General features: G+C 72.6%; 26 protein-coding genes. 17 read left to right on the forward strand and 9 right to left on the reverse strand.

All coding sequences use genetic code 11. The annotated features are described in order from the left end of the window. Positions 1-165 precede the first annotated feature (165 nt). Positions 166-1,077: an acyl-CoA thioesterase II gene (locus AB0A97_RS11300; protein WP_361147761.1), complete on the forward strand. Its 912-nt coding sequence runs from the start codon at positions 166-168 to the stop codon at positions 1,075-1,077. A gap of 35 nt (positions 1,078-1,112) precedes the next feature. Here the strand turns inward: AB0A97_RS11300 and AB0A97_RS11305 are convergent, their stop codons facing one another. Then, entirely contained in the window at positions 1,113-2,150 is a 1,038-nt protein-coding gene (locus tag AB0A97_RS11305) for a DUF6397 family protein (protein ID WP_361147763.1), read from the reverse strand. 114 nt (positions 2,151-2,264) lie between these two features. Beyond that, on the reverse strand, positions 2,265-2,672 hold the full coding sequence (locus AB0A97_RS11310) for a roadblock/LC7 domain-containing protein (protein ID WP_361147765.1): 408 nt from the start codon (positions 2,670-2,672) through the stop codon (positions 2,265-2,267). A 141-nt stretch (positions 2,673-2,813) separates the two neighbouring features. Here AB0A97_RS11310 and AB0A97_RS11315 point away from each other — a divergent pair, with 141 nt between their 5' ends. After that, the gene (locus tag AB0A97_RS11315; RefSeq protein ID WP_361147767.1) at positions 2,814-3,242 is read left to right on the forward strand and encodes a PPOX class F420-dependent oxidoreductase; all 429 of its coding nucleotides are present in this window, start codon (positions 2,814-2,816) and stop codon (positions 3,240-3,242) included. 61 nt (positions 3,243-3,303) lie between these two features. Here the strand turns inward: AB0A97_RS11315 and AB0A97_RS11320 are convergent, their stop codons facing one another. Further along, positions 3,304-3,864 (reverse strand): ATP/GTP-binding protein, encoded by a 561-nt coding sequence (locus AB0A97_RS11320; protein WP_361148754.1) that lies wholly within the window; start codon positions 3,862-3,864, stop codon positions 3,304-3,306. A 256-nt stretch (positions 3,865-4,120) separates the two neighbouring features. Here AB0A97_RS11320 and AB0A97_RS11325 point away from each other — a divergent pair, with 256 nt between their 5' ends. Further along, positions 4,121-4,366 (forward strand): hypothetical protein, encoded by a 246-nt coding sequence (locus AB0A97_RS11325; protein WP_361147768.1) that lies wholly within the window; start codon positions 4,121-4,123, stop codon positions 4,364-4,366. A gap of 107 nt (positions 4,367-4,473) precedes the next feature. Continuing rightward, positions 4,474-5,142, forward strand: a complete 669-nt coding sequence (locus AB0A97_RS11330) for an O-methyltransferase (RefSeq protein WP_361147770.1) — start codon at positions 4,474-4,476, stop codon at positions 5,140-5,142. Positions 5,143-5,217: 75 nt separating this feature from the next. On the opposite strand, the gene AB0A97_RS11335 is transcribed toward AB0A97_RS11330, so the two are convergent. Continuing rightward, positions 5,218-6,396 (reverse strand): NosD domain-containing protein, encoded by a 1,179-nt coding sequence (locus AB0A97_RS11335; protein WP_361147772.1) that lies wholly within the window; start codon positions 6,394-6,396, stop codon positions 5,218-5,220. 108 nt (positions 6,397-6,504) lie between these two features. Between AB0A97_RS11335 and AB0A97_RS11340 the strand changes: the two genes are divergently transcribed. Next, positions 6,505-7,137, forward strand: coding sequence for a methyltransferase domain-containing protein (locus AB0A97_RS11340; protein ID WP_361147774.1), 633 nt, complete (start codon positions 6,505-6,507; stop codon positions 7,135-7,137). On the opposite strand, the gene AB0A97_RS11345 is transcribed toward AB0A97_RS11340, so the two are convergent. Continuing rightward, positions 7,125-7,964: a hypothetical protein gene (locus AB0A97_RS11345; protein ID WP_361147776.1), complete on the reverse strand. Its 840-nt coding sequence runs from the start codon at positions 7,962-7,964 to the stop codon at positions 7,125-7,127. The genes AB0A97_RS11340 and AB0A97_RS11345 overlap by 13 nt on opposite strands. Before the next feature lie 67 nt (positions 7,965-8,031). Then, the gene (locus tag AB0A97_RS11350) at positions 8,032-8,907 is read right to left on the reverse strand and encodes an oxygenase MpaB family protein (protein WP_361147778.1); all 876 of its coding nucleotides are present in this window, start codon (positions 8,905-8,907) and stop codon (positions 8,032-8,034) included. Between the two features lie 92 nt (positions 8,908-8,999). On the opposite strand from AB0A97_RS11350, the gene AB0A97_RS11355 reads away from it, so the two are divergent. Beyond that, positions 9,000-9,338: a hypothetical protein gene (locus AB0A97_RS11355; RefSeq protein WP_361147780.1), complete on the forward strand. Its 339-nt coding sequence runs from the start codon at positions 9,000-9,002 to the stop codon at positions 9,336-9,338. 250 nt (positions 9,339-9,588) lie between these two features. Then, positions 9,589-10,416, forward strand: a complete 828-nt coding sequence (locus tag AB0A97_RS11360; protein ID WP_361147782.1) for a hypothetical protein — start codon at positions 9,589-9,591, stop codon at positions 10,414-10,416. Between the two features lie 319 nt (positions 10,417-10,735). Here the strand turns inward: AB0A97_RS11360 and AB0A97_RS11365 are convergent, their stop codons facing one another. Then, entirely contained in the window at positions 10,736-10,918 is a 183-nt protein-coding gene (locus AB0A97_RS11365) for a hypothetical protein (protein ID WP_361147784.1), read from the reverse strand. Between the two features lie 190 nt (positions 10,919-11,108). Here AB0A97_RS11365 and AB0A97_RS11370 point away from each other — a divergent pair, with 190 nt between their 5' ends. From AB0A97_RS11370 to AB0A97_RS11380, 3 genes are all read left to right on the forward strand, one after another. After that, the gene (locus AB0A97_RS11370) at positions 11,109-14,273 is read left to right on the forward strand and encodes an SNF2-related protein (protein ID WP_361147786.1); all 3,165 of its coding nucleotides are present in this window, start codon (positions 11,109-11,111) and stop codon (positions 14,271-14,273) included. Continuing rightward, on the forward strand, positions 14,270-15,631 hold the full coding sequence (locus AB0A97_RS11375) for an SWF or SNF family helicase (RefSeq protein WP_361147788.1): 1,362 nt from the start codon (positions 14,270-14,272) through the stop codon (positions 15,629-15,631). Before AB0A97_RS11370 ends, AB0A97_RS11375 begins: the two co-directional genes overlap by 4 nt. 138 nt (positions 15,632-15,769) lie before the next feature. Next, positions 15,770-16,156, forward strand: coding sequence for a nuclear transport factor 2 family protein (locus AB0A97_RS11380; protein ID WP_361147790.1), 387 nt, complete (start codon positions 15,770-15,772; stop codon positions 16,154-16,156). A 73-nt stretch (positions 16,157-16,229) separates the two neighbouring features. Here the strand turns inward: AB0A97_RS11380 and AB0A97_RS11385 are convergent, their stop codons facing one another. Beyond that, the gene (locus AB0A97_RS11385; RefSeq protein ID WP_030023284.1) at positions 16,230-16,463 is read right to left on the reverse strand and encodes a DUF6480 family protein; all 234 of its coding nucleotides are present in this window, start codon (positions 16,461-16,463) and stop codon (positions 16,230-16,232) included. Positions 16,464-16,877: 414 nt separating this feature from the next. Here AB0A97_RS11385 and AB0A97_RS11390 point away from each other — a divergent pair, with 414 nt between their 5' ends. The 7 genes from AB0A97_RS11390 to AB0A97_RS11420 all read left to right on the forward strand — a co-directional run bounded on the left by AB0A97_RS11390 (position 16,878) and on the right by AB0A97_RS11420 (position 25,549). After that, a complete protein-coding gene (locus AB0A97_RS11390; protein WP_361148756.1) occupies positions 16,878-19,775 on the forward strand; it encodes a glycoside hydrolase family 2 TIM barrel-domain containing protein in 2,898 nt (965 codons plus the stop codon). A 109-nt stretch (positions 19,776-19,884) separates the two neighbouring features. Then, positions 19,885-20,763, forward strand: coding sequence for a YceI family protein (locus AB0A97_RS11395; RefSeq protein WP_361147792.1), 879 nt, complete (start codon positions 19,885-19,887; stop codon positions 20,761-20,763). A 117-nt stretch (positions 20,764-20,880) separates the two neighbouring features. After that, on the forward strand, positions 20,881-21,804 hold the full coding sequence (gene mmuM, locus AB0A97_RS11400; RefSeq protein ID WP_361147794.1) for a homocysteine S-methyltransferase: 924 nt from the start codon (positions 20,881-20,883) through the stop codon (positions 21,802-21,804). A gap of 222 nt (positions 21,805-22,026) precedes the next feature. Continuing rightward, positions 22,027-22,824 (forward strand): ABC transporter substrate-binding protein, encoded by a 798-nt coding sequence (locus AB0A97_RS11405; protein WP_361148758.1) that lies wholly within the window; start codon positions 22,027-22,029, stop codon positions 22,822-22,824. Positions 22,825-22,854: 30 nt separating this feature from the next. Next, positions 22,855-23,640, forward strand: coding sequence for an amino acid ABC transporter permease (locus AB0A97_RS11410; RefSeq protein WP_361147796.1), 786 nt, complete (start codon positions 22,855-22,857; stop codon positions 23,638-23,640). Next, on the forward strand, positions 23,637-24,479 hold the full coding sequence (locus tag AB0A97_RS11415) for an amino acid ABC transporter ATP-binding protein (RefSeq protein ID WP_361147798.1): 843 nt from the start codon (positions 23,637-23,639) through the stop codon (positions 24,477-24,479). The genes AB0A97_RS11410 and AB0A97_RS11415 overlap by 4 nt, the downstream gene beginning before the upstream one ends. 104 nt (positions 24,480-24,583) lie before the next feature. Beyond that, a complete protein-coding gene (locus tag AB0A97_RS11420) occupies positions 24,584-25,549 on the forward strand; it encodes an acetylxylan esterase (RefSeq protein ID WP_361147800.1) in 966 nt (321 codons plus the stop codon). 34 nt (positions 25,550-25,583) lie between these two features. On the opposite strand, the gene xylA is transcribed toward AB0A97_RS11420, so the two are convergent. Next, positions 25,584-26,747, reverse strand: coding sequence for a xylose isomerase (xylA, locus tag AB0A97_RS11425; RefSeq protein WP_361147802.1), 1,164 nt, complete (start codon positions 26,745-26,747; stop codon positions 25,584-25,586). Positions 26,748-26,810 lie beyond the last annotated feature (63 nt).

Consider the following 26,810-nt stretch of genomic DNA (forward strand, 5'->3'; position numbering starts at 1 on the left):
CGTTGGGGGCACTCCCGCCCGTGGGGTCACGGCCGCCCTCCGCTGTGGTGGGGCGCGGGGGGGGGCCCCCCCCCCGCGGGGGGGGGCGGGGGGCGGGGGGGGCCCCCCGCCGGGGCCCCACCGCTCAGCAAGGGCGTCGACACATCCGACGGAGGACGTACGGCCATGACCAATCCCGCCGAGCGCCTGGTGGATCTGCTGGACCTGGAGCAGATCGAGGTGAACATCTTCCGCGGGCGCAGCCCGCAGGAAAGCCTCCAGCGCGTCTTCGGCGGGCAGGTGGCCGGACAGGCGCTGGTCGCGGCCGGGCGGACCACCGAGGGCGACCGGCCGGTGCACTCGCTGCACGCGTACTTCCTGCGCCCGGGACGGCCGGGTGTGCCGATCGTGTACCAGGTGGAGCGGGTACGGGACGGCCGCTCCTTCACCACGCGCCGCGTGGTCGCCGTCCAGCAGGGACGTACGATCTTCAACCTGACCGCCTCCTTCCATCAGCCCGAACCGGGCTTCGAACATCAACTGCCGATGCGCCGCGTGGTACCCGCTCCCGAGGAGCTGCCGACCGTCGCGGACGAGGTGCGCGAGCACCTGGGCGGGCTGCCCGAGGCGCTGGAGCGGATGGCCCGCCGCCAGCCCTTCGACATCCGCTACGTCGACCGGCTCCGCTGGAAGCCGGAGGAGATCGAGGGCGCGGAGCCGCGCAGCGCGGTCTGGATGCGCGCGGTCGGGCCGCTGGGCGAGGACCCGCTGGTCCACACCTGCGCGCTGACCTACGCCAGTGACATGACGCTGCTGGACGCCGTCCGCATCCCGATCGAGCCGCTCTGGGGCCCGCGCGGCTTCGACATGGCCTCCCTCGACCACGCGATGTGGTTCCACCGCCCCTTCCGCGCGGACGAGTGGTTCCTCTACGACCAGGAGTCCCCCATCGCCACCGGCGGCCGTGGCCTGGCCCGCGGCCGCATCTACGACCGCGCGGGCAACCTCCTCGTCTCCGTCGTCCAGGAAGGGCTCCTGCGCCCCCACACCAAGCACCACAGCCTGGAACGGCCGTACGCGGAGGGGACGGAGGCGTAGACGGTTCCGGCCGCCTCCAGATCATGGCGCACAGGTCAGGTCTCGCAAGGGGCCGGCCTCGGGGCGCGCGCCAGGACGGGTGGGCGAAGCGGCGGCAGGGAGGGGATGGGGACCGTGGCGGTCGCGGGGGCTGTCGCGGTCGCAGGGCTCATGGGGGCCGCGGGGGCCGCCGGAATGCGGAAGGGGGCGTCCTCCGATCCGGTCGGTGAGGTGCCGCCTGGTCGGGTGGGGTGGCGTAGGCGGTCGGCCGCCGGTTGCCGGTGGCGGGCACGGTCGAGGGAGCGGGAGAGGTTGACGCGGTACCAGAGCACCTCGTCGAACTCTTCCGCCGTCGTCACCCGCTCGACCGCCTCCCTGGCCGCCGGGCCCGCCCCCGGCAGGGCCAGGGTCGGGCGCAGGCGTCGTAGCACGGAACGTTCCCGTGGGTCTTCGACGACCGAGGCCAGTTCCTCCGGTGGCAGCACCGCCGCGATCACCGCCGCCGATTCCCAGCCGTCCGCCGCCTCGCCCATCAGCCGGGCGACCTGGCGGCTGCGCCACTTCCGGCCGCGCCAGTCCTGTCCGCCGTCGAGCACGACCCGGAGCACCGCGGGGAGGTCGCCCCGCAGCAGCTCCGGCTCGCGGTCGGCACATGCCGTCAGCTCCGTCGCGAGATAGAGCCAGACCACGGCGCCGTAGCGGTTCACGTAGAAGCGGACCGGGGCGAAGCAGCCGGCGCGGGCCAGCCGCAGGAAGCGGCCCGCGCCGACGCCCAGGAGTTCGGCGGCCTCGGCCGCGCCGACCGTCCGAAGGCGCTCACGCAGCGTGCCGGGGAAGCCCTCTTCGGCGCGCAGCCGCCGTACCTCCTCCGCCGGCACCCGGCGTCGCCTCCACGGGCCGCCCGGACCGGGCCGCGCTTCGGGATCCGGCGGCAGCGTCAGGATTTCCCCCAACTGGGCCGCCAGGTCGAACTCGCCGCTCCGCAGGCCCAGTTCGCGAGCCGCCCGCCCTGGCGTGAGCAGCTCTCCCGCGATGGGCGACTCCTCCGCCGTGAGCGTCGCCGGCGCTTGCCGCCCGTCGCACATCACCGTCATGTCGCACTCCCCCGTCATCGTTCGCGTCGCGGGATCCGAGGCGGATCCCCGCCGGTTCGTTACCGACAGTGACGACGATAGCGGTGGGGTGCGACAGTCGGTCAACCCCCGGCTTCAGCGCTGTGGAAAACTTTCCGGCTGCCGGGCCGCAACCCCCAGGTGTTCCCCCACACGGTTGACCAACAGCGCCATTTCGTAGGCGATTTGTCCCATGTCGGCCTCGGGCCCCGCCAGTACGCACAGGCAGCTGCCGTCCCCCGCCGCTGTCACGAACAGCACGCCGTCGTCGAACTCGACCATCGTCTGCCGCACCCGCCCGGCCTCGAAGTGCCGCCCGGAGCCCTTGGCAAGGCTGTGCAGCCCCGACGCGACCGCCGCCAGGTGCTCGGCGTCCTCCCGCGCCAGCCGCTCGCTCGCGCTCGTGACGAGTCCGTCGTTGGACAGCACCAGGGCGTGCCGCACCTGGTCGATCCGTTCGGTCAGGTCGTCCAGCAGCCAGTCGAGTCCGCTGCTCAGTGCCATGCCGCTTCCTCCCCGTGTCCCCGTGGGCAATTGCCGTGCAAGCCTGAACCACCTGCGCCGTCCGGGCAAGCGACCGGGCCGGACCGGCGTGCTCGGTGCGGCCGTGCGGCCCGTTCGCGCCGTATGGCGCAGGATGGCGGTATGGCACGCAAAATGAGCAAGGACGAGTGGCAGAGCTTCCTGTCCGAGGGCACCCGCACCGGAAAACTGTCGACCGTACGGGCCGACGGCAGTCCGCACATCGCGCCCGTGTGGTTCCTGCTGGACGGCGACGACCTCGTCTTCAACACCGGCGCCGACACGGTCAAGGGGCGCAACCTCGCCCGGGACGGCCGTGTCGCGCTCTGTGTGGACGACGACCGCCCGCCGTTCAGCTTCGCGATCGTGGAGGGGACGGCCGAGACCAGCGACGAACTCTCCGAGGTGCGGGCCTGGGCCACCCGTATCGCGGCCCGCTACATGGGCGAGGACCGGGCCGAGGAGTACGGGGCACGCAACGGCGTGCCCGGGGAACTGCTCGTACGGGTCCGGATCAGCAAGGTCGTCGCGGTCGCCGACCTCGCCGGCTGATGTCGCCGGGCCGTACCCGGGCGACACGGCCAGCCGGAGCATGACCGTCGTGGGCGCGCGCTCACCTCACCGAGTCGAGCAGCCGGGCGGTGTGCACCCGACCGGCGTGCTCGACCAGCCGTATCAGCACTTCCTTCCCCGAGTCGCGGTCCCGCGCGTCGCACAGCACCACCGGAGTGCCCCGGTCCAGGTCGAGTGCCCGCGCCACTTCGCCCGCCCCGTAAGCGCGCGCTTCGGCGAAGCAGTTGACGGCCACCAGGAAGGGAATCCCGCGGTTCTCGAAGTAGTCCACGGCGGGAAAACAGTCCTCCAACCTCCGGGTGTCGGCCAGCACGACGGCGCCCAGCGCGCCCTGCGCCAGGTCGTCCCACAGGAACCAGAACCGGTCCTGCCCCGGCGTGCCGAAGAGGTACAGCGACAGGCCGGCCCGGATGGTGATGCGGCCGAAGTCCATCGCCACGGTGGTCGTGGGCTTGCGCACCACGTCCCGGGCGTCGTCCAGCGCCGCGCCCGCCTCGCTGAGCTGTTCCTCCGTACGCAGCGGCCGGATCTCGCTCACGGCGCCGACCAGGGTCGTCTTGCCGACCCCGAAGCCGCCCGCCACCAGGATCTTCAGAGCCATCGGACTGTCGTCAGCGCTGTCGTCCGGGGTGTTCGCGGGCCCGGCAGCAGGCGCTTCAGGTACGTCGTGGGATTCGTCGTGCGCCTCGAAAACCATGGCGAGGACCGTACTCCTTGCGCTACGCAGCGTGGCACGGAGTTGACAAGTTCGTACGCTTCGGGAGAAAGCCCCGGCCACGGTCCGGCCGGGCGCCACCAACGGGGAGCCCGCGCCGCAGACCGGCCGACGCGCCGGCGGGACGCGAGAAAGAAGGCTGATGATGTCCACCCATGAGGCCACCGGTACCGGCGCGGACATCGCGGCCGTTCCCGCCGCGGGCGACAACGAGGCCGGTCCCTGGCACAACGTCTGCCGCATCTGCCATCCGCGGGAGTCGCCCGTACGGCCGCTGGTCGCCATCTGCGGTGAGCCGCTGCTCGGCATCCGGGCGGCCCGCGACGCGCCACGGTGCGAACTGTGCGACCACCTCACGCCACTGCACGAGCGGGGCCATCAGACCTGAGAGGTGAGCCGGAGCGGTAACGGTTCCGGTCCGCCGATCACGCGAACAGACGCACCCGCCCCTGGTAGTTTGATTAGCAGACCTAACTAGGCAGGCGAAGGGACCAGATGTCTCAGCAGCAGTGGAACACGGTCGACGACTACTTCAGCTCCTTGCTCGCCCCGGACGACGAAGCGCTGCACGCCGCGTTGCGCGACAGCGAAGCGGCCGGCCTCCCCCACATCAGCGTCACTCCCACGCAGGGCAAACTGCTCCACCTCCTTGCCCTGACACAGGGTGCCCGACGGATCCTGGAGATCGGCACGCTCGGCGGCTACAGCACCATCTGGCTCGGCCGCGCCCTGCCCGCCGACGGCCGTCTGATATCTCTGGAGGCGAACCCCGCGCACGCCGCGGTGGCCCGCGCGAACCTCGCGCGCGCCGGGCTCACGGAGCGCACCGAGGTGCGCGTCGCTCCGGCGCTCGACAGCCTCGCGCAGCTCGTCACCGAACGCGCCGAACCGTTCGACCTGGTCTTCATCGACGCGGACAAGCCGAACAATCCGTACTACCTGGAGCGGGTCCTCGAACTCACCCGCCCCGGCAGCCTGATCATCGGTGACAATGTCGTCCGGGGCGGGGACATCGCCGACGCCGACAGTACGGACCCCTCGATCCGCGGCCTCCGCCGGTTCCTGGAACTCATCGCGCAGAACCCGAAGCTGACCGCCACCGCGGTGCAGACCGTGGGCAGCAAGGGGTACGACGGTTTCTCGCTGGCCCGGGTGAACGGCTGATCAACTGCCGCGGTGACCACCTGACGGCGTCAGCCGTGCGCACGGCGCGCCGCGACGCACCACAGCACACCGCGCTCACCGGAGGCTGATCCTGTTCCCGGCGGAGACTTCGGCGCCGACCACGCCCGAACCGGCGTAGCGGACATTGTTTCCCGTGGCAGTCCCGCCGGAACAGGAGGTGAACAGTATCGCGGTGCCGTCGCCGCCCTGGCTGTATTTGACGACGTTTCCGGTGACCACTCCCTCGTGGACGTACTGCAGCGCTATGCCGTTCGAACTGGCCCAGTCACGGATGATGTTCCCCGTCACGACGACGTTCTCCATCGGCGTGTCCGACATTCCGTACACGCCGATGGTGGCGTAACGCGCGCCCTGGCCGGGCTGTTTCTCCAGTCCCATGTGCGTCAGGACATTGTGCGCGATGATGATGTCCTCGGTCTGCGACCAGAACCACGACCGGTACTGCGCGGCGGGATCCACCTGTACCTGAATTCCGCTGTTGCAGTCCTCGATGATGTTGTTCGCGATGACCGCGTGGCGCCAGTTGTGCGCGCGTACGGCGTAGTTCTTGGCGTTGGTGATCCTGTTGTTCACCACCCGCAGACCGTCGTGGAACCGGCCGGGGAAGGTGGCCGTGTGCGTGCCCACCAGGGCTCCGTATCCGTCGGCCGAGCAGCCGTCCACGACGATGCCGCTGCTGTGCGTACCGTCCGGCGCCTCCTGGACCTCGATCGCCTCGGAGAAGAACCGGGTCGGTGTGGTGGCCTTGAAACGCCGGAAGACGCAGTTGCGCGCCGTGCCGTTGCGGACGCCGTGGAACTCGATCGCGTGCCAGTCCGGAATGTTCTCGACCACCAGGTCCGCGTACAGGATGTTTTCCGCGGAGCAGAAGGCGAACATGTCCAGCGGTCGCGGATTGCCCGCGCCACCGTCCCACAGGCCGCCGTGGATGCTGATGTTGGAGGCGCCGTTGTAGCCGTCGTGGGAGAAACCGCCGCCCCAGAGCGTGTCGATGGTGGAGGTGTCGCTGCGGAAAATGTGGGCGCCGTGTGCGATCACGGTCAGGTTCCCCGAATCCGGTACCACCGTTCCCGTGCTGTGCATCCGGTAACGCCCGGGGGGAATCACCAGCGTTCCGCCGCCGGCGTCACAGATGGTGGTCACCGCGTGCTGCAGGAGAGCCGCCGCGTCGATGAGGCCCTGCGGATCGGCACCGAAATGGTCGACGAAATTCCACTTCCCCGTGTCCGTCATGCCTGCATGATTACGCCGGGCGGCCGGGAAGGTAAGACATCGAAGGGAAACAGTTGCGGCACCAACCACCGCGTACCCCGGACGATCAGCGGCATCTAGAGTTGCCGTATGGACGACGACGCCGCCAAAGCTCCCGAGGACACCGTTCAGACGCATGACGTGCGGGAGTTCTTCGGCTCCCGGGCGCACGACTGGGACGCGCGGTTCCCCGACGACGGTCCGGCCTACCAGGCGGGTGTCGCGGCGATGGAGCTGCGCGCGGGCGACCGGGTGCTGGACGCGGGCTGCGGTACGGGGCGGGCGCTGCCAGCCCTGCGGGCCGCCGTCGGGGCGGACGGTACGGTGCTGGGCGCCGATCTGACTCCCGAGATGCTCGCGGCGGCCGTACGGGCCGGACGTGCGCGCCTGGCGCCCCTGCTGCTCGCCGACGTGCAGCGGCTCCCGCTGCCGGACGCCGCACTCGACGCGGTCTTCGCCGCCGGGCTGCTGTCCCATCTGGCCGACCCCGGGACGGGTCTCGCGGAACTCGCCAGGGTCGTACGGCCCGGAGGCCGGCTCGCCCTGTTCCACCCGGTCGGGCGGGCGGCGCTGGCGGCGCGGAAGGGGCGCCCGCTCACGCCGGGCGACGTACGGGCCGAGCCCAACCTGCGGCCGCTGCTCGCCCGTTCCGGCTGGGACCTGGCGCGGTACGTGGACGAGGACGCCCGCTTCCTGGCGCTGGCCGTGCGTCAGGGGGCCTGAGACGCCTCCAGGGCCCGGGGCCAGGCGTCCGGGGCGCGGTAGTGGTTCCGGTGGCCGGCCGTGAGGACGGCGCGCAGCGGAGCCAGGTGCTCGGTGACGGCAGACAGGTGCAACTGGCCCAGGAGGGCGAGTGCGGCGCGGGGGTCGAGATCGCCGTACAGGTCGTGGTAGCTGCCGAGGAGGCCGCGGAACAGCGCGGGGTGGAGTTGCGGGACCGTCGCGGCGGTACGGTACGCGGCGTGCTTCACCCGCCAGGGCACGGGCCCCGAGACGCCGAGGACCCTGGTGGCGCGACGGAGCAGGGCGTCCCGCTCCGTACCGTTCGGCATCGTGCGAACCGGCCCGGTGAGGTGCGACGTCGTGAGGCCCGGCGCCTCTACGGTGCCGTCACCCGGTGCGTCCATGCCCTCCACATCGTTGCCCAGCACCTCGGCGAACGCCTCCTCCGCGGTGGCCCGGTCCTCGAACCAGTCCACCCAGAGTGAGGAGAGAAGGGCGGCCGGCTCTTCAGGGGCTTCCAGCCGCCGACGACAGGCGTCCCAGAAGAGGTCCGCCCGCAGCGGGTGCCGCTCGTCGCGTACGGCGAGGCGGAGTTCGCACGTGACCCAGTAATCGCCCAGCAGGTCCAGGAGGCCGAACGCGAGCCGCAGACGGGCGGACGTGGCCAGGCCGCTGTCGGACAGCACCTCGTCCGTCCACGCGTGCGCCACCTGTGTCGGTGTCAGCACCGCGCCCGGCGACCGCCGGTCGCGCCACGCGTCCGCCGTCCGGGTGACACCGCGCTCGGCCAGCCACTGCTGGGCGTACTCGCGGTCTTCCTCGGTCACCGCTCAAGTATGACTCCGGAACGAGCAGAGACGATCAGGGCGGAGATCTTTCCGGCCGCCGGGCGTCTCAGTGCGGTACGGGGCAGCCGCCCGCAGGGCGGTTCTGGGGGAAGGTGCCGAGGCCGGCGATGGTGTAGCCGTTCGGATAGCCCTTGATCTCCGGGTTCTGGCGGGCGTAGTGCGGGCGCCGGCGCGGCGGCAGCAGGCGTACGGACTTGGCGCGCAGCCGCAGTGCGCCGTGCACCGCGGCACGGACAGCCGGCCCGGGACGCTCGTAGCGGAAAGCGTTCAGCAGGGCGTCGTCCAGCAGGGCCATGCTCGCGCCACGCACCACCGGGGCCAGCGGGCCGTACCAGCCCGCCATCAGGCCGAGCGTGGCGTCCGAGACCCGGCGCCCGCCCTCGTCCCAGCCGAAGTGCGCGTGCTCGTAATCGTCCAGGCAGCGTTCGAACTCCTGGAAGTCCTGCGGGATGCCGGTGATACCCATATGGCGCCCGAGGGTGCGGTAGTAGACGGCCGAGGCATGCTTTTCGTGCTCGCTCAGCCGCCGCCAGCCGAACTGGTCGAGCCAGCGCTTGGGGACCACCACGAAGGTGCAGAGCACGTACCGCATGTCGTCGTTGGTGATGTCGTAACTGCGGTGCATCTGGTTGATGCGGCGGATCGCGGTCCGGCCGTCCTCGCTGTCGAAGCCGTGCTCCATCACCGCGTCCAGGAGGAGCGCGGTGTCGTCGTAGCGCTTTTGCGTACGGTCCGTCAGCTCGGCGGTCTCGGCCAGCAGCCGGCCGATGCTGGGAACGGCGTAGGTGCGGTAGAGCGCCAGCTCCAGGGCGCGCGCGACGTCCCACGGGAATTCGTACGTCGTGGTGATGCGGTGGATACGCAGAAAGTCCCGTTCCGGGTCCAGCCGCTGGATCTCCTTGAGCCAGTCGTAACGCCGCACCGAGTACCCGCCCTTTCGTCGTCGAAGTTCCCATCGTAAGCGTGACGGGCACACTGGAACGACCGGAACGGGAACCGGGAATGGGGGACACAATGACCGGGTTCTTGCGCGAAATCTCCGAATTGTTCCGCGGCCTTCGGACCTTCTTCACCCGCCTCCGCACCGCCGAGCACCTGCGGGGCAGCGAGGAGCCGCGAGCCCCCGGGGGGAAGCGGCGGCACAACATCTTCGAGGCAGCGGCGGCCCATGTGGCAGCGTGCGCCGAGGACGACGACGAGCGCAGCGCGGAGACGGCGGAATGGGTCTCCCCCGAGGCGCTCGCCTTCGGCATCAACGAGCTGGCCTGCCGGGCGGTGATCGCGCTCGCCCGGGAGCGCAGGGAGTCACCGCAGACGGTGGCCCGTGATCTGCTCAATCTGCCGGTGGCTTGAGGGGCCGGAGCCAAAGCCGGGGCCGGGGCCAAAGATAAGACCGGGGCCGGGGCCGAACTCCGGGTGGCCGGTTTCCGGAGGGGTGGCGTACGACTGGTGACAACCTGCTGCCCGGCCAACTAGGGTGCGCCGACGACTGATCGGAACGATCGGGCCGGTTCGGGCCCGGCGCGGGCGGGTCCGGGGGCCGGGGCCGGAGGCGGCGACCGGGGCCGGGCGGGTCGGAGCGCATCGGATGGGGAGGCCCCGGGTGTCGACCGAGAGCGCCGGTACGTCCACGGCCGGAAACGCCGGCGGAGCCACGCCCGGGAGCGTCGACGACGATCAGTTGCTCGTCCTGACGGCGCTGCTGCTGACGCCCGCGCAGTTTCCGAGCGTGCTCGGCAACGACTATCCGGAGGTGTGCGCCGGGCTCGGCCTCGCACCGTACGAGCAGGGCTACGGCCTGGTCCTCGGGCAGGACGGGACGGGTGCGCGCTGGACCGTGGTGACGGACGACGTCTCGCTCGTCGCGTGCGCCGTCGCGGCCTGGGACTGCGGGATGGAGTACGACCTCTCCCCCGGCGAGGAGAGCATGGTCGAAGCACTGCCCGGCTGGCCGATCGCACTCGCCGTCGCGGCGCCGGGGGTGCCCGCGCCGCACGACCCCGAGCCGGAAGAGGGCGGTCCGGCCGTACTCAGGCCGCCGGACGCCGCTCAGTGGGGGCCGGCGCAGCGCCGGATGGGAGCGGACGAGATCGCGCTCCAGTGGGCGGCCTGGCGCGAACAGGTCGAGGGCGAGGTCACGTTCGTCGATCCGGGGGCCCGGCCGCACGCCGGGGTCCGGCGGGCACTGACCGAGGCACGCGGTTACGTGGCCGAGCCGCCACCACCGGGACGCATCCGCTCGTCCTTCGCCGCCGGTGAGGCCCGTACACTCCGCGTGGACGGCCCGGGGTGGAGCATGGTGGCCCGTACTGACGACATCGCGTTCGTCCTCCTGGACGAGCAGCCCGGCGAGATACTGCCGGTGGGACGTGGGCCGGAGTTGCCGGGACTGTTGCAGGCACTGGAGGCGCTGGCGGCCCGGCCGGCTTGACGGTCCGGTCGGCTCGACGGTCCGGTCGGCTCGACGGTCCGGTCGGCTCGACGGTCCGGTCGGCTCGACGGTCCGGTCGGCTTGAGGGAGCGACCTGCTTGAGGGCTCGGTCGGCTTGGCGGCCCGGTCGGCTTGAGGGAGCGACCTGTTCGAGGGCCCGCCCGGCTTGACGGTCCGGTCGGCTTGACGGTCCGGTTCTGAGCCGTGGCGGCGCCCCACCCGTGAGCCGTCCGCCCACGGGCCCGCTGACGGGGACGTCGTCGCGGCCCGGTCGCCCGCCCGGCTCACACCGCCGGACGTCCGGGCACCGGCCACATGGTCAGCGCCCTATCTCCTTGCGGGTCGCACGGCGCAGCCTGCGCCGCTGCGAGGGGTCCAGCGTCAGATACGCCACGGCCGGCACACCGACCATGACCAGCACCGCCGCCCAGAACGGCAGCAGCCACAGCAAAATCACTCCCGCCGCCACGCCACCGATGGCGACCTTTGCGTTCGTGGACATCCTTCACGTCCCTTCCGCGGCGGTTGCCGCGCTCGCTGTATCCCATTGAACGCCTTTTCGGCCCCACAGGTTCCCTCCGCGCCGACGGCCTGCCGGGCCGCCGCGGACGGTGGTCGGCGCGGCCCCCCGATCATGCTGTACCCTCGGGCGCTCCGGTCGCCAGTAGTCAAACTTGAGGAGCTTGCTGCACGTGGCACTTCTTCCCCCGGCTCTTCCCCCGACCTCCTCCGCACCACCGTTCGCCCTCGCGCGCCGCGCGGCGGTCTTCCTGCCCGCCGACCCGGCCCGTACGGGGCAGGTCGCTTTCTGGCGTGCGGACGGCACGGCAGGCGAGGAAGGCCCCGGGTGGCCGACACAGTCGCTGACCGTCGCCTTCCCGGCCGCCCCCGGTTCCGGCACCGGGAACGAGGACGGAGCCGGAGACGGGGGCGGAGACGGGGACGGCATCCAGCTCATCGACGTTCCGGCCGTCGTGCTGCCCGTCGCCGACGCCCTTCCTGTCCTCACCCGCGCCCGTGCGGCCCGTACGTCCGATCCGGCCGCGGCCTTCTGGGGCACCGCCGCCGTACTGGCGCTGCAACTCGTCGCCCGCGGGCGGCTGCTGCCCGGAGTGAGCCGTTCCGGTCACGACGCGTGGCGCGTGGGCCCGCTCGACCCCGCCGACGTCGAGCGGCTGCGCGAACTGGCGGCGGCACTGCCACCACAGGCGCACGCCGTCCCGCTCCCCGGCGCCACCGGCCCCGACTCCGGCCCCGTACTGCTGCCGGATCCCGAGCGCCTGGTACGCGACTTCCTGGACGCGGTGGCGGACAGTCTGCCCCGCTCCCCCGCCGCCACACTGGTCACCGACGGGCCGGCGTTCGCCGCGCCCGAACCGCAGCACATCCCCGAACAGCGCGACTGGGCCGCCGATGTGGCGGCCGGGCACGACGCCGGTGTACGGATCTCCCTGCGTGTCGAGGTCGCCGGGCTGCCCGGGTCGGACACGGGCCGGCCCGGGGCCGCCGGCGCCGGCCGCACCGGCTTCACCGCCGTTCTCCAACTGCACGACCCCACCGACCCGGCTCTGGTCGCCGACGCCGCCGAGGTGTGGGCGGGCGACTCCCCCACCGGGCAGGCGTTCGGCCCGCGGGCCCGAATGGACACCTTGCTCACGCTGCGCCGCGCGGCCGCCGTCTGGGCGCCGCTCACGCCCCTGCTGTCCGCCGCCGTGCCGGACGCGGTGGACCTCGCCGACGAGGAGATCGCCGAGCTGCTCGGCCCGGCCTCGCGCGCGCTGGCCGCCGCCGGCGTGCAGGTGCACTGGCCACGGGACCTGGTACGTGGACTCACCACCCGGGCCGTGGTGGGGCCGCCCGACCAGGACGGCGCGCCGCAGCACGCGCGAGCGGGCCAGGACGACGACGCTCCTGGTCAGGACCGCGCCGCGTCCGGCGTGCCGTCCTTCCTCTCGGCCGACGCGCTGCTCTCGTTCAGCTGGCGCTTCGCCGTCGGTGACCAGGAGATCAGCAGGGCGGAACTGGACCGGCTGGCCGAGGCGGGACGTCCGCTCGTACGGCTGCGTGACCAGTGGGTGCTCGTCGACCCCGAGGCGCTGCGGGCGGCCCGTGACCGCCAGGACCGCGAGGTGACGCCCATCGACGCGCTCGGCGCGGCGCTCACCGGGACCGCCGAGGCCGGGGACGGCGAACGGGTGGCGGTGCAGGCGTCCGGCTGGCTGGCCCGCCTCCGCGACCGGCTCACCGCTCCGGACACCGCCGTACCGGGTGCGGCCGTACCGGAGGCTGTCACTCCGGACACCGCCGTACCGGATGCCACCACCCAGGACTTCGCCGTACCGGAGCCCACCGATCCGGATCACGCCGTACCGGGCTCCCCCACGCCATCCCCCACCGCCCCGAACGGCGCCACCGAGCAGCCCATACCCCAGCCCCCCGCCCTCGCCGCCACCCTCCGCGACTACCAACTGCGCGGCCTCGACTGGCTGCACCGCATGACCTCCCTCGGTCTCGGCGGCTGTCTCGCCGACGACATGGGGCTGGGGAAGACCGTCACCCTCATCGCCCTGCACCTGCACCGGCAGAGCGCCCCCTCCTCCGCCGGGCCCACGCTCGTCGTCTGCCCGGCCTCCCTGCTGGGCAACTGGCAGCGCGAGATCGAGAAGTTCGCGCCCGGCACTCCGGTGCGCCGCTTCCACGCGGACCGGCGCAGCCTCGCGGACCTGGCGGACGGCGCGTTCGTGCTCACCACGTACGGCACGATGCGGCTGGACGCGGCGAAGCTCGCGACGACCCGCTGGGGTCTGGTCGTCGCGGACGAGGCGCAGCACGTGAAGAATCCGTTCTCTGCGACGGCCAAGGCACTGCGCCGCCTGCCCGCGGGCGCCCGGGTGGCGCTCACCGGTACGCCGGTCGAGAACAACCTGTCCGAGCTGTGGGCCGTACTCGACTGGACGACGCCGGGGTTGCTGGGCCCGCTGAGCCGCTTCCGCGAGCGCTACGCCACGGCTGTCGAAGGCGGCACCGACCCGGCTGCCGCCGACCGGCTGGCCCGGCTCGTCCGCCCCTTCATGCTGCGCCGGCGCAAGTCCGACCCGGGCATCGCGCCCGAACTGCCGCCGAAGACGGAGACCGACCGGGCGGTGGCGCTGACCAGGGAGCAGGCCGGGCTGTACGAGGCGGTGGTGCGCGAAGGGCTCGGCGAGATCGCGGCGGCGGACGGCCTCGCCCGGCGCGGCCTGGTCGTCAAGCTGCTGACCTCGCTCAAGCAGATCTGCAACCACCCGGCGCAGTACCTCAAGGAGGAGCGCCCGCTGATCGCGGGCCGTTCCGGGAAGCTGGAGCTGCTGGACGAGCTGCTGGAGACGATTCTCGCCGAGGACGCGGGGGTGCTGGTGTTCACGCAGTACGTGCGGATGGCGCGGCTGCTCGAAACGCACCTGGCGGGGCGCGGCGTGCCGACGCAGTTGCTGCACGGCGGCACGCCGGTCGCGCGGCGCGAGGAGATGGTGCGCCGCTTCCAGGACGGTGCCGTGCCGGTGTTCCTGCTGTCGTTGAAGGCGGCGGGTACGGGGCTGAATCTGACCAGGGCCGCGCATGTCGTGCACTACGACCGCTGGTGGAATCCGGCGGTCGAGGCGCAGGCCACCGACCGTGCGTACCGCATCGGCCAGACCCGGCCGGTGCAGGTCCACCGGATGATCACCGAGGGCACGGTCGAGGACCGGATCGCCGGTCTGCTCGCGCGCAAGCAGCGGCTGGCGGACGCGGTGCTCGGTTCCGGCGAGGCCGGGCTGACCGAACTGACCGACGCCGAGCTGGCGGACCTGGTGGCACTGCGAGGGAGCGAGCGATGAGGAACCTGTACGAGGACGCCCGGGAAGCCCTCCCGGAACCTTCCGGGGACGCGCGCCTGCCGGGACCGGGCAGGGAGCGCACCTTCGCCGCCCTGCCGCCGGCGCACGGCCGTGGCTTCGCGCAGACGTGGTGGGGCCTGGCCTGGCTGAAGGCGCTGGCGGACAGCGCGCTGGACGGCCAGCAGGTCAAGCAGGGGCGCCGGCACGCGCGGGCGGGGGCGGTGGGCGCGGTCTCCGTACGGCCGGGCCGGATCACGGCGGTCGTCAAGGACCGGGACGGTACGCCGTGCCGTTGCGACGTGCTGCTCCAGGAGTTGGGCGAGGCGGACTGGGACCGCTTCCTGGACCTGGTCGCGGACCGTGCCGGGCACATCGCGGCGCTGCTGGACCACGACATGCCGCCGCACCTGGTGGAGGACGCGGCCGCCGCGGGCATCGAACTGCTCCCCGGCATCGGTGACCTGGAGGCGGAGTGTGGTTGCGGGGCGTGGGACCACTGTTCCCACACGGCCGCGCTCTGCCACCAGACGGCCCGCCTGCTGGACGAGGACCCTTTCGTGCTGCTGCTGATGCGCGGACGGAGCGAGCAGGAGCTCCTGGAGGACCTTCAGGCCCGTACCGCCCTGCGCGCGCGGGAAGTCGCTGAGCACCTGGCGTCCAGTGAGTGCGCGGTGGAACCGGCGGCGGCCGAGGGCATACCGGCGGCGGAGGCGTACGCCGCGCGCGACATCCTGCCGCCGCTGCCCGCGCCCCCGCCCGCCGTGGACGAGCCGGGCGCCGCTCCGGTCCTCGGAGGAGGAACGGATCCGGCCCCCGGCGTGGACGTGCCGGCACTGGAGTTCCTAGTAGGTGACACGGCGGCGCGCGCCCAACGGCTGCTGGCCGACGCGCTGGCCCCCGGCCATGCCGACGCACCGCCGCAAGCAGCGCTGACCCGCGCGCAGGACGCTGTACGTCTGGCAGCGCTCGGACCCGCCCCCTGGATCGCCGCACGACTGGCGTCCGGCTCCGGGCGTACGGCCAGAGCGCTCTCCCTGGCCGTACGGGCGTGGGAGTACGGCGGCGTACCGGCGCTCGCCGTATTGGAGGAGGAGTGGACACCGGAGCCGGCGGCCCTGGCCCGCGCGACGGCTCAGCTCGCCGGTGCCTGGGAGGCGGACGAACCCCCACCAAAGCTGCGCCACGACCGCAACCGCTGGACCGTGGTCGGCGGTGGCGCCCAGCTCAGATTCGGGCGTGACGGGCGATGGTGGCCGTACCTGAAGGAGCGCGGGCAGTGGGCACCCGCGGGGCCCGCGGCCGAGGACCCCGCGGCTGCCCTCGCGGCGGTGCGCAGCGGCGAGGAGGAAGCCGGGTAGCCGGTACGAGGGCGGGGCTGCGCCAGGCCGCCACACGTGCCGCGCGGGCTGACTGCCCGCGCGGCACGGCGCTACCCTGCTCGGCGTCAGAGGCCGGTGCGCGGAACGCCGGCCCGGCGGTGCGGGATCGGAGGGACCATGCCTGCTGTGAGCCCCCTGGACGTTCTCGAACAGCGGCGCGCCGCGGTCACGGCGCAGGACGCGGACGCCTTCGCGGACCTGTTCGCGCCGGACGGCGTGATCGAGCTGCCGTTCGCGGGCCCGGACGTCCCCGACCGCATCGAGGGCCGGGAGACGATACGCACGTTCGCACGGGCGGCGATGTCGGCCCTGCGCGTCGACGTGCTCCGGACGCTCGCCGTCCACCGCACCGAGGACCCGGAGGTCGTCATCGCGGAGACGCTCACCAGGGGTGTGGGGCGCGGCGACGCGTTCGAGGGGCGCTCGGTGCAGCTCTTCCACATCCGGGACGGCCGGATCCTGCTGCTCCGTGACTACACCGGGCCGTTGCGCAAGCCTTGCTGACCCGTGCCCGTACCCGGCCGTGCGGCCATCGCCCCTTCGCCCGCTCCCGGCCCGCGTACCTGCCCCCGCGTACTCACACTCCCCAGATACGGGCGATGAAGAAGGCGGCGACAAGGACGACCACGACGGCGAGCGCCAGCACCGGTCCCTTGGACCAGCCGCGGGTCGGGTTGTGTGTCTCCAGGGGCCCGGCGTCCGGGGTGCTGCCCTCGGCGGGCGGTGTCTCGCCCGGCGGGACCCCGCCGCCCGGCTCCAGCCCGGCGGTGTGCTCCGGTACGGGGTCCGGATTCTTCGGTGCATCGTTCATGCTGCCCGGGTGCCCGGGGACGGCCGGTTGTCACCCGCTGATCCAAAATGGGGGGCGTACGGCCCGGAGTACCCGGCTCCCTCGGCACGAACAGAGGCGCTCGGGACCAGTACGAAACGGAGCGAATGCTTCAGCGATCAATCATTCGTATGTGGTCGCGGCGCGCCGCCGCGCGTGGTTCGCTGACGTGATCCCCCACGCCCTGCCGTGTCCCCGCAGCTAGGAGGACCCTTGCCCCTGCCCGACGCCGAACACGTCGGTCCCCGCACCGCACCCGACGCCGAACACCCCGCACCCTCACCACGCACCCCCGGAGCACCCACCGCACCCGAAAGACACCCCGCCCCCGCCGGACGTCCCGCGAGCGCCCCGCCCGTACCCCGCCCCCCACAGCACCTCCCGTACTACGAGGACGTGTCCCCCGGCCTGGGCAGCCGGCCGCCGCGCGCCTGGTTCGCCCGCTCGGACGCGCGGCGGATGTCGCTGCACGGGATGTGGCGGTTCCGCCTCCTGCCGACCGCCCGCTCCACGGACGTCTCCTTCGCCCGGCCGGACTTCGACGACACGGACTGGCAGGGTCTGCGGGTGCCGGGCCACTGGGTGCTCGCCGGTCACGGCGCACCCGCGTACACCAACACCCGTTACCCGTTCCCCGTCGATCCGCCGCGGCTGCCCGACGAGAACCCGACGGGTGACCACCGGCACACCTTCGACCTTCCGGACGCCTGGGAACCCGGGCCCGCCCTGCTGCGTTTCGAAGGTGTCGAGTCCTGTGCACGGGTGTGGCTCAACGGAAAGGAGCTGGGGCACTTCAAGGGCAGCAGGCTGCCGCACGAGTTCGAGGTGGGCCATCTGCTGCGGGCACGCCGTAACGTGCTCGCGGTCCGCGTCCACCAGTGGTCCTCGGGCAGCTACCTGGAGGACCAGGACCAGTGGTGGCTGCCGGGCGTCTTCCGGGACGTCACGCTGCACCACCGGCCCGCGGGCGCCGTCCTGGACCACTTCGTGCACGCCTCCTACGACCACCGCACCGGCCACGGCACCCTCCGGGTGGACTGCGCGCCGGCGGGCCGGGTCACCGTTCCCGCGCTCGGCCTGGACCTGGCGACCGGGCAGAGCGCGACGGTGCCGGTCATACCGTGGACGGCCGAGACCCCGCAGTTGTACGACGCCGAACTGCGCACGCCCGGCGAGTGCGTCCCCCTGCGCATCGGCTTCCGCACCGTGTGCGTCGAGGACGGTCTGCTGAAGGTCAACGGGCGCCGCGTCCTGTTCCGCGGCGTCAACCGGCACGAGTTCGACCCGCGGCACGGCCGCGCGCTGGGCCCCGAGGCGATGCGCCGCGACCTGCTGCTGATGAAGCAGCACAACGTCAACGCCGTCCGCACCAGCCACTACCCGCCGCATCCCGCCTTCCTCGACCTCTGCGACGAGCTGGGCCTGTGGGTGGTCGAGGAGTGCGACCTGGAGACGCACGGCTTCGGTCAGCAGGACTGGCGGGGCAACCCGGTGGACGACGACGCGTGGACCCCGGCCCTGCTGGACCGCATGCGCCGGATGGTCGAGCGCGACAAGAACCACCCCAGCGTGATCATGTGGTCGCTGGGCAACGAGTGCGGCACCGGCCGCGGCCTGTCCGCCATGGCCGCCTGGGCGCGCGACCGTGACCCCTCCCGGCCGCTGCACTACGAGGGCGACCCGTCGTGCGCCGACACCGACGTCTACTCCCGGATGTACGCGGAGCACTCCGAGGTCGAACGGATCGGCCGACGGGAGGAGGAGCCGCTCGCCGACCCGGCCGCGGACGCCCGGCGCCGCGCCCTGCCGTTCCTCCTGTGCGAGTACGCGCACGCGATGGGCAACGGCCCCGGCGGACTGCGCGAGTACCAGCGGCTCTTCGAGACGTACGAACGCTGCCAGGGCGGCTTCGTGTGGGAGTGGATCGACCACGGGCTGCGGCAGCGCACCCCGCACGGCGAGGTGTTCCACGCGTACGGGGGCGACTTCGGCGAGGACCTGCACGACGGCAACTTCGTCTGCGACGGCCTGGTCTTCCCCGACCGGGTGCCGTCGCCGGGGCTGGTGGAGTTCAAGAAGGTCGTCGAACCGGTACGGATCGACGGCACGGGCGAGGACGGCGGCACGGAGAGCGGCGGGTCCGGCACCGTACGGATCACCAACCTGCACGACTTCGGCGACCTGGCGCACCTGGCGTTCCACTGGTCCTACGAGGCCGAGGGCGAGGTGCTCGCCGAAGGACCGCTGGCCGTGCCGCCGCTCGCCCCCGGAGCCCGCGCCGAGGTGAAGCTGCCCCCAGAACCCGCCGGCCGGCGCGGCCGCGAGGCCCTGTGGACGGTACGGGCGTCCCTGGCCGGGGACACTGCCTGGGCCGCGGCCGGTCACGAGGTCGCCTGGGGTCAGCTGCCCGCCACCCCGCCGCGCCCCACGCCCCGTCCCACCGCCCCGGGCGCGTCGCCCCGGCGCGGCGAAGGCAACCTCATCCTCCTCGGCCCGGGCGCCTTCGACGCCACCACCGGTGTGCTCCGGTATCTCGACGGCTGCCATCTGAAGGGGCCCCGGCTGGACGTGTGGCGGGCACCGACCGACAACGACGAGGGCGCGCCCTGGCAGCCGGGTCCGCACCGCGCCGCGCAGTGGCGCCGTATCGGACTGCACCGCATGCGGCACCGGGTGGCGTCCGTGGAGTGCGACCGTCACGCGGTGGTGGTACGCACCCGGGTCGCGCCGGCCGGTACCGACCTCGCCCTGGACACGGAGTACCGCTGGACCGCCGACAGTGAGCGGCTGCGGCTGGAGGTGTCGGTCCGGCCGTACGGCGACTGGCCCTGCCCGCTGCCCAGGCTCGGTGTGCGGCTGGGTGTGTGCGGCAACCTCTCGACGGCGCGGTGGTACGGCGGCGGCCCGGGCGAGGCGTATCCGGACACGCGGGCGGCGGCGCGGACCGGGCTGTGGCGCATGCCGGTGGACGCGATGCAGACGCCGTACGTGCGTCCGCAGGAGAACGGGGCGCGGGCGGACGTGCGCTGGGCGGAGCTGTCCCGCAGCGACGGCTCGGCGCTGCGTGCCGAGGGCGAGCCGTCCTTCTGGTTCAGCGCGCGCCGCTGGACGAGCGAGCAGCTGGACGCCGCCCGGCACACCACCGACCTCACTCCGGGAGACTGGATCTGGATCCACCTCGATCACGCCCAGCACGGCATCGGCAGCGCTTCCTGCGGGCCCGGGGTGCTGCCGGAGCACGAGCTGACGGTGGCTCCCGCCCGGTTCGCCATCACCTTCTCCCCGGTGCGATGAATTTCACGTTTCATCGGGTATTGACAGCCGTTGTCCTCAGCGGTCTAAACCAATGACAGGATGGAGATGTACTTTTTCGACACAACTGACCGAGAGGCCCCGTCCTGCCATGGCGCTCGCCATCCTCACCCGCCTTCGTGACCGCTCCGCCCGCAGTGCCCCCGCACCGGCCCCGATCCCGCGCGGTGCCGGTGCACTGGACCTCAGCGTCCACGACCCCGTCGGGCTGCCGATGGCACGGGCCGGGGTGTCGGTGCGCAACACGGAGGGCACCGAGGTCACGCGCGGCCAGACGGACCCCAACGGCATGTTCACCGCGACGCTGGCACCCGCCGTGTACCACGTGGTGGTCACCTGCGACGGCTTCCGCCCGGAGCGGTTCGACAGCGCGGTGACCGAGGGGGCGCGGACCGCGCCGCGGACGCTGCAGCTGGAGCCGGCCCCGGCACCGCCGATGCCCACGCCGGGGCAGTGGCGGCTGGACCCCGACCACTCGTCCATCCGCTTCACCGCCCGGCACATCGGACTGGCCGAGATCCACGGCCGGTTCAACCACTTCGAGGGCGGCCTGTGGATCGCGCCGGACATGCGGGACTCGCGGGTGGAGGTGACGATCGACGCGGCGAGCATCGACTCGGGGGTCAAGATGCGCGACGACCACCTGCGCTCGGCGGAGTTCCTGGACGTGGCGCGCTACCCGTATCTGCAGTTCGCCGGGGAGCGGTTCGTGCACAAGGGCGGGGCCCGCTGGGCCGTGCAGGGGGTGCTGCACCTGCACGGCGTCAGCCGGTCGGTGCAGTTGGACACCCGGTACCTGGGTCTCGGCACCGGCATGGGCGGCGAGACGCGTACGGCGTGCACCGCGGTGACCGAGCTGCACCGGGAGGACTTCACGCTCGACTGGCGCAAGATGCTCGCCCGGGGCATCGCGGCCATCGGCGCGACGATCCGCGTGGAGATGGACATCCAGGCCGTCCAGGCGGAGTGACCGGGGCGTCCGGGTGCGAGGCGGGCACCCGGGCGGGAGCGGGTGCGAGGCAAGCATCCGGACGGGACCGGGTGCGGGACAGGCGCCGCGTCGGACCGGGGTGAGAGGCTGGGCGTCATGAGCACCACTGCCGCGCCCTCGTTCGCCGCCGCCCTCGCCGCGGGCCCGCTCGTCCTGGACGGCGGGCTGTCCAACCAACTGGAGTCCGCCGGACACGACCTCGGCGACGCGCTGTGGTCGGCGCGGCTGCTCGCCGAGGACCCGGACGCCGTGGTGGCGGCGCACCGCGCGTACTACGAGGCGGGCGCGCAGGTGGCGATCACGTCCAGCTATCAGGCGACCTTCGAGGGGTTCGCCGCGCGGGGCATCGGTGCGGCGGAGGCAGCCGGGCTCCTGCGGCGCAGTGTGGAGCTGGCGCGCGAGGCGGCACGGCAGGCGACGGCGGACGGCGTGGCGGGACCGCTGTACGTCGCCGCGTCGGCCGGTCCGTACGGCGCGATGCTGGCGGACGGCTCCGAATACCGGGGCGCCTACGGACTGTCGGTGGCCGAGCTCGAACGGTTCCACCGTCCGCGGCTGGAGGCGCTGGCCGCGGCCGGTCCCGACGTACTGGCGCTGGAGACCGTGCCGGACACGGACGAGGCGCGGGCCCTGCTGCGGGCGGTACGGGGCCTCGGTGTGCCGGCCTGGCTGTCGTTCAGCGCGGCCGGGGACCGTACCCGGGCCGGGCAGCCGCTGGCGGACGCCTTCGCGCTCGCGGCGGACGCCCCCGAAGTGGTGGCGGTGGGCGTGAACTGCTGCACCCCCGAGGACGCCGACCGGGCGGTGCCGATGGCGGCCCGCGCGGCCGGCAAGCCGGTGGTCGTCTACCCGAACAGCGGCGAGAGCTGGGACGCCCGGGCCCGTGCCTGGTGCGGTACGCCCGCCTTCAGCGCGGACCGGGTCGCGGCCTGGACCGCCGCGGGGGCCCGGCTCGTCGGCGGCTGCTGCCGGGTGGGGCCGGAGGCGGTGGCGGCGCTGGCGCGGCAGCTGACCGGCTGAAAGCCGACGTCCGGACCGGTGCCGTACCGCGGACACCGGTTCGCGTTCCGCACCGTGCACGGCGCTGCGGACGGCCCCGGCCGGCCCCGGTCGTTACCCGGTCGCAACACCGCCGACGGCGACATCGGCCCTGGCCGGTGGCAGGATGCAGCCAACTCACCTCCGACCGGTGAGTGTGGGGCCGCATCCTGATCCGGAGGACCCGTGTCCGTTCGCTCCTCGATGTCCGCCACGGCCGCCCTCGTCGCGGCCGCCGCCCTCCTCGCCACGGGCTGCACCAGCACCAAGTCGGGCGGGGCGGCCGGCGAGAAGTCGGCCTCGGGCGTCCAGCTCGTCTCCCCCGGCACGCTCAAGACCTGCACCCATCTGCCGTACGCGCCCTTCCAGGTGAAGAAGGAGGGCAAGATCGTCGGGTTCGACGTGGACCTGGTCGATCTGGTCGCCAAGGCACTCGGCGTGCCGCAGGAGATCGTCAACACGCCCTTCGAAGGCATCGAAACCGGCCAGGACTTCGCCATCCGCAAGTGTGACCTGGCGGCGGCGGGCATGACCATCAACGCCAAGCGCGACAAGGTCATGGACTTCTCCGACCCGTACTTCGACGCCACCCAGGCACTCATCACCAAGAAGGGCGGCGCCTACAAGAAGATCGAGGACCTCAAGGGGAAGAAGCTCGGCTACCAGAAGGCCACCACCGGCGCCGAGTACGCCAAGAAGCACGGCGCGGGCGTCGAGCTGGTCGAGTTCGAGGACCTGGGGCTGCTGCTCACCGCGGTGAAGTCCGGGCAGGTGGACGCGGGTATCAACGACAACGGGGTGCTGTTCGACTACGTCAAGCAGAACCCGGACACGGCGGTGACGGCGGAGTTCGACACCGGCGAGCACTACGGGATCGGCGTGCGCACCGGCAACGACGCGCTGCGCAAGAAGATCAACGAGGTGCTGAAGCAGGCCCGGTCCGACGGCAGTTACGACCGGATCTACAAGAAGTGGTTCGGCACCACGCCCAAGCAGCGCTGATCCCGCGGCCAGCATGAGGAGCCGACACTGATGCCCCTGTCCCGACGCCGGAGGGCCCGCCTCCTGCGCGGCGGCCAGTACGCCGTACTGGCCGCCGCCGTGCTCGTCCTCGCCCTGGTCGCCGACTGGGGGACGCTGCGCCACGCGTTCTTCGACGTGGCGGTCGCCAAGGCGCTGTTCCCCGAGATCATCACCACCGCGCTGGTCAACACCGTCCTGTACACCCTGCTCGGCTTCGGGTTCGGTCTCGGGCTCGGTCTGGTGCTGGCGCTGATGCGGCTGTCGCAGGTGCCGCCGTACCGCTGGCTCGCCGTCACCTACATCGAGTTCTTCCGCGGGGTGCCGGCGCTGCTGGTGTTCATCGCGCTCGGTTTCGGCGTGCCGCTGGCCTTCGAGGTCGCGCTGGACATGAACATCACCGTGATGCTCTCGCTGGGCCTGGTCGGTGCCGCGTACATGGCGGAGACCATCCGGGCCGGCATCCAGGCCGTGCCCAAGGGGCAGACCGAGGCGGCGCGTTCGCTGGGGATGTCGCCGGGCCGCGCGATGCGCTCGATCGTCATACCGCAGGCGTTCCGGATCGTCCTGCCGCCGCTGACCAACGAGCTGATCCTGCTCACCAAGGACTCCTCGCTGGTCTATCTGCTCGGCCTGTCCCTCGGCCAGTTCGAGCTGGCGAACTTCGGGCGGGACGCCCTCAACGAGCACAAGAGCCTGACGCCGATCCTCGTGGCCGGCCTGCTCTATCTCGTCATCACCCTCCCCCTGGGCCAACTGGTCCGGCGGCTGGAGGCCCGTACCGCGAAGGCGAGGTGACGGCGGTGCGCACCGACGGCAGGCCGGCGACGGCAGGACGGGCGATCGAGGTCGAGGGGCTGCACAAGTCCTTCGGCGCCCTGGAGGTGCTCAAGGGCATCGACTTCTCCGTGGAGCGGGGCGAGGTGGTGTGCGTCATCGGGCCCTCGGGGTCGGGCAAGTCGACGCTGCTGCGCTGTGTGAACCTGCTGGAGCAGCCGACCGCGGGCCGGGTCACCGTGGCGGGCACCGAGGTCACCGACCCGGACGTGGACATCGACCGGGTCCGGCGCCGGATCGGGATGGTCTTCCAGTCCTTCAACCTCTTCCCGCACCTGAGCGTGCTGGATAACCTGACCATCGCCCAGCGGCGGGTGCTGCGCCGTGACCGGGCCGCGGCGGAACGGACCGCGCGCGCCCATCTCGCGCGGGTCGGTCTGAGCGACAAGGAGACCGCCTTTCCGGCGCAGCTCTCGGGCGGCCAGCAGCAGCGGGTGGCCATCGCCCGCGCGCTGTCCATGGAGCCGGAGCTGATGCTCTTCGACGAGCCGACCTCGGCGCTCGACCCGGAACTGGTGGGCGACGTGCTGGCGGTGATGCGCTCCCTCGCCCAGGACGGCATGACGATGCTCGTCGTCACCCATGAGATGAGCTTCGCGCGGGAGGTCGCCGACCGGGTGGTGTTCATGGACGGCGGGGTCATCGTCGAGGAGGGGCCACCGGAACGGGTGGTGGCCGATCCTCAGCACGAGCGGACGCGGACGTTCCTGGCCCGGGTGCTCGATCCGGCGGCCGCCGGGCTCAGCGAGGTGCCGGAGGCCGGTGCACGGGGGCCGGAGGAGGAGCGGCCCACGTCGTGACCGAGCGGCGCGGGGGCGGCGCCTGGTAGGTTGCGCGCCCGGTACCCGGCGGGCGCCGGAGGCTGTCGCGGGCCCGCCGCCCGCTCCCGACCTGGAGGCACCGCTTGTTCGTCGACCTGCCCCTCGACCAACTGCGCAGCTACCGTCCGCCGCTGCCCGAACCCGACGGATTCGACGCGTTCTGGCAGCGCACCCTGGACGAGGCCGGTACGTACGATCTGGACGCGCGCTTCGAGGAGACCGACGCGGGCCTGTCGCTGCTGCACACGTACGACGTGGAATTCTCGGGCTTCGGCGGACACCGCATCCGGGGCTGGTTCCTGCTGCCCCGGGAGGCGAGCGGTCCGCTGCCCTGCGTCGTGCAGTATCTCGGGTACGGCGGCGGCCGGCTGCATCCGCAGGACTGGCTGCTGTGGCCGGTGTCGGGCTACGCCGCGCTGGTCATGGACACCCGGGGGCAGAGCGGCCCCGACCGGCCCGGCGACACCCCCGACCCGGTCGGTTCCCCGCATCCGGGCGTGCCCGGCAAGATGACGCAGGGGCTGCTCGACCCGGACGACTACTACTACCGCCGGGTCTACACCGACGGCGTACGGGCCGTGGCGGCAGCACGCGGCCACGCGGCGGTGGACGCCGGGCGTGTGGTGGTGGCGGGCGGCAGCCAGGGCGGCGCCATCGCGCTGGCCGTCGCCGGGCTGGTGCCCGGACTCGCGGGCGCGCTGATCGACGTACCGTTCCTGACGCATGTCCGGCGCGCCGTCGAGATCACCGACGAAGGCCCGTACGGCGAACTCTCCCGCTACCTCGCGGGGGCCCGGACCGAGGTGGACGCCGCCCTGAACACCCTCGACCACTTCGACGGCCTGAACTTCGCGGCCCGCGCGAGCGCCCCCGCCCTCTTCGGTACCGCGTTGCGCGACCCGATCACCCCCGCCTCCACCGGCTTCGCCGCGTACCACCACTACGCGGGCGCCAAAGAGCTGCGGCTGTGGCGGTTCAACGGGCACGAGGGCGGCGGCGGACACCAGCGGACGGAGGAGATCCGCTTCCTGCGCAAGCTGTTCGGCTGATCGGGCCCGCGCGAACCGTTTCGCTGAAGGCCGGTCAGCGGGCCCGCAGCAGGTGGTCCATGGCCAGCTGGTCGAGTTGTTCGAACGCCATGCCACGGGCGGCGGCCGCCTCCGCGTCGAAGGACTCGTACGCCGTACGGTCCGCGAGCAGACCGGCGAGTCCGTCCTCGGCGGTGGGCCGGGCCAGCTCGTCCACTCTGGACGCGCGCAGCGCCTCCTGGACGGACGGGTCGGCGCGGAAGGCCGCCGCGCGCTCCTTGAGGATCAGGTAGGTGCGCATGCAGCCGGCCGCCGAGGCCCACACCCCGTCCAGGTCCTCGGTGCGCGGCGGCTTGAAGTCGAAGTGCCGGGGACCTTCGTAGCCCGCCGTCTCCAGCAGGTCCACCAGCCAGAAGGCAGCGCGCAGGTCCCCGGCGCCGAAGCGCAGGTCCTGGTCGTACTTGACGCCGGACTGCCCGTTCAGGTCGATGTGGAAGAGCTTGCCGGCCCACAGGGCCTGGGCGATGCCGTGCGGGACGTTGAGCCCGGCCATCTGCTCGTGCCCGACCTCCGGGTTGACGCCGTACAGCTCGGGCCGCTCCAGCTGCCCGATGAAGGCGAGCGCGTGGCCGACCGTGGGCAGCAGGATGTCGCCGCGTGGCTCGTTGGGCTTCGGCTCGATGGCGAACCGCAGGTCGTAGCCCTGCTCGACGACGTACTGGCCGAGCAGGTCGAACGCCTCCCGCATCCGGTCCAGGGCCGCGCGCACGTCCTTGGCCGCGCCGGACTCCGCGCCCTCGCGCCCGCCCCACGCCACATACGTACGGGCGCCCAGCTCGGCCGCGAGGTCGATGTTCCGCAGGGTCTTGCGCAGGGCGTAGCGCCGGACGTCGCGGTCGTTGGCGGTGAACGCGCCGTCCTTGAACACGGGATGGGTGAAGAGGTTGGTCGCGGCCATCGGCACGGTCAGGCCGGTGGCGTCCAGTGCCTGGCGGAAGCGCTTGACCGCCGCCTCGCGCGCGACGTCGCCGGAGCCGGAGGGGATCAGGTCGTCGTCGTGGAAGGTGACGCCGTACGCGCCCAGTTCCGCCAGCCGGTGGACGGACTCGACCGGGTCGAGCGGGCGGCGGGTGGCGTCCCCGAAGGGGTCGCGGCCCTGCCAGCCGACCGTCCACAGGCCGAAGCTGAACTTGTCCTCGGGCACGGGCTGACAGCTCATCATGGCTCCTCGGCCCCTTCGTCATGGCGCTGCACACACGGAGCCGGGGCCAAACTAATATGC

The organism is Streptomyces sp. NPDC045470, from assembly GCF_040646595.1.
In the GTDB taxonomy this organism is placed as follows: domain Bacteria; phylum Actinomycetota; class Actinomycetes; order Streptomycetales; family Streptomycetaceae; genus Streptomyces.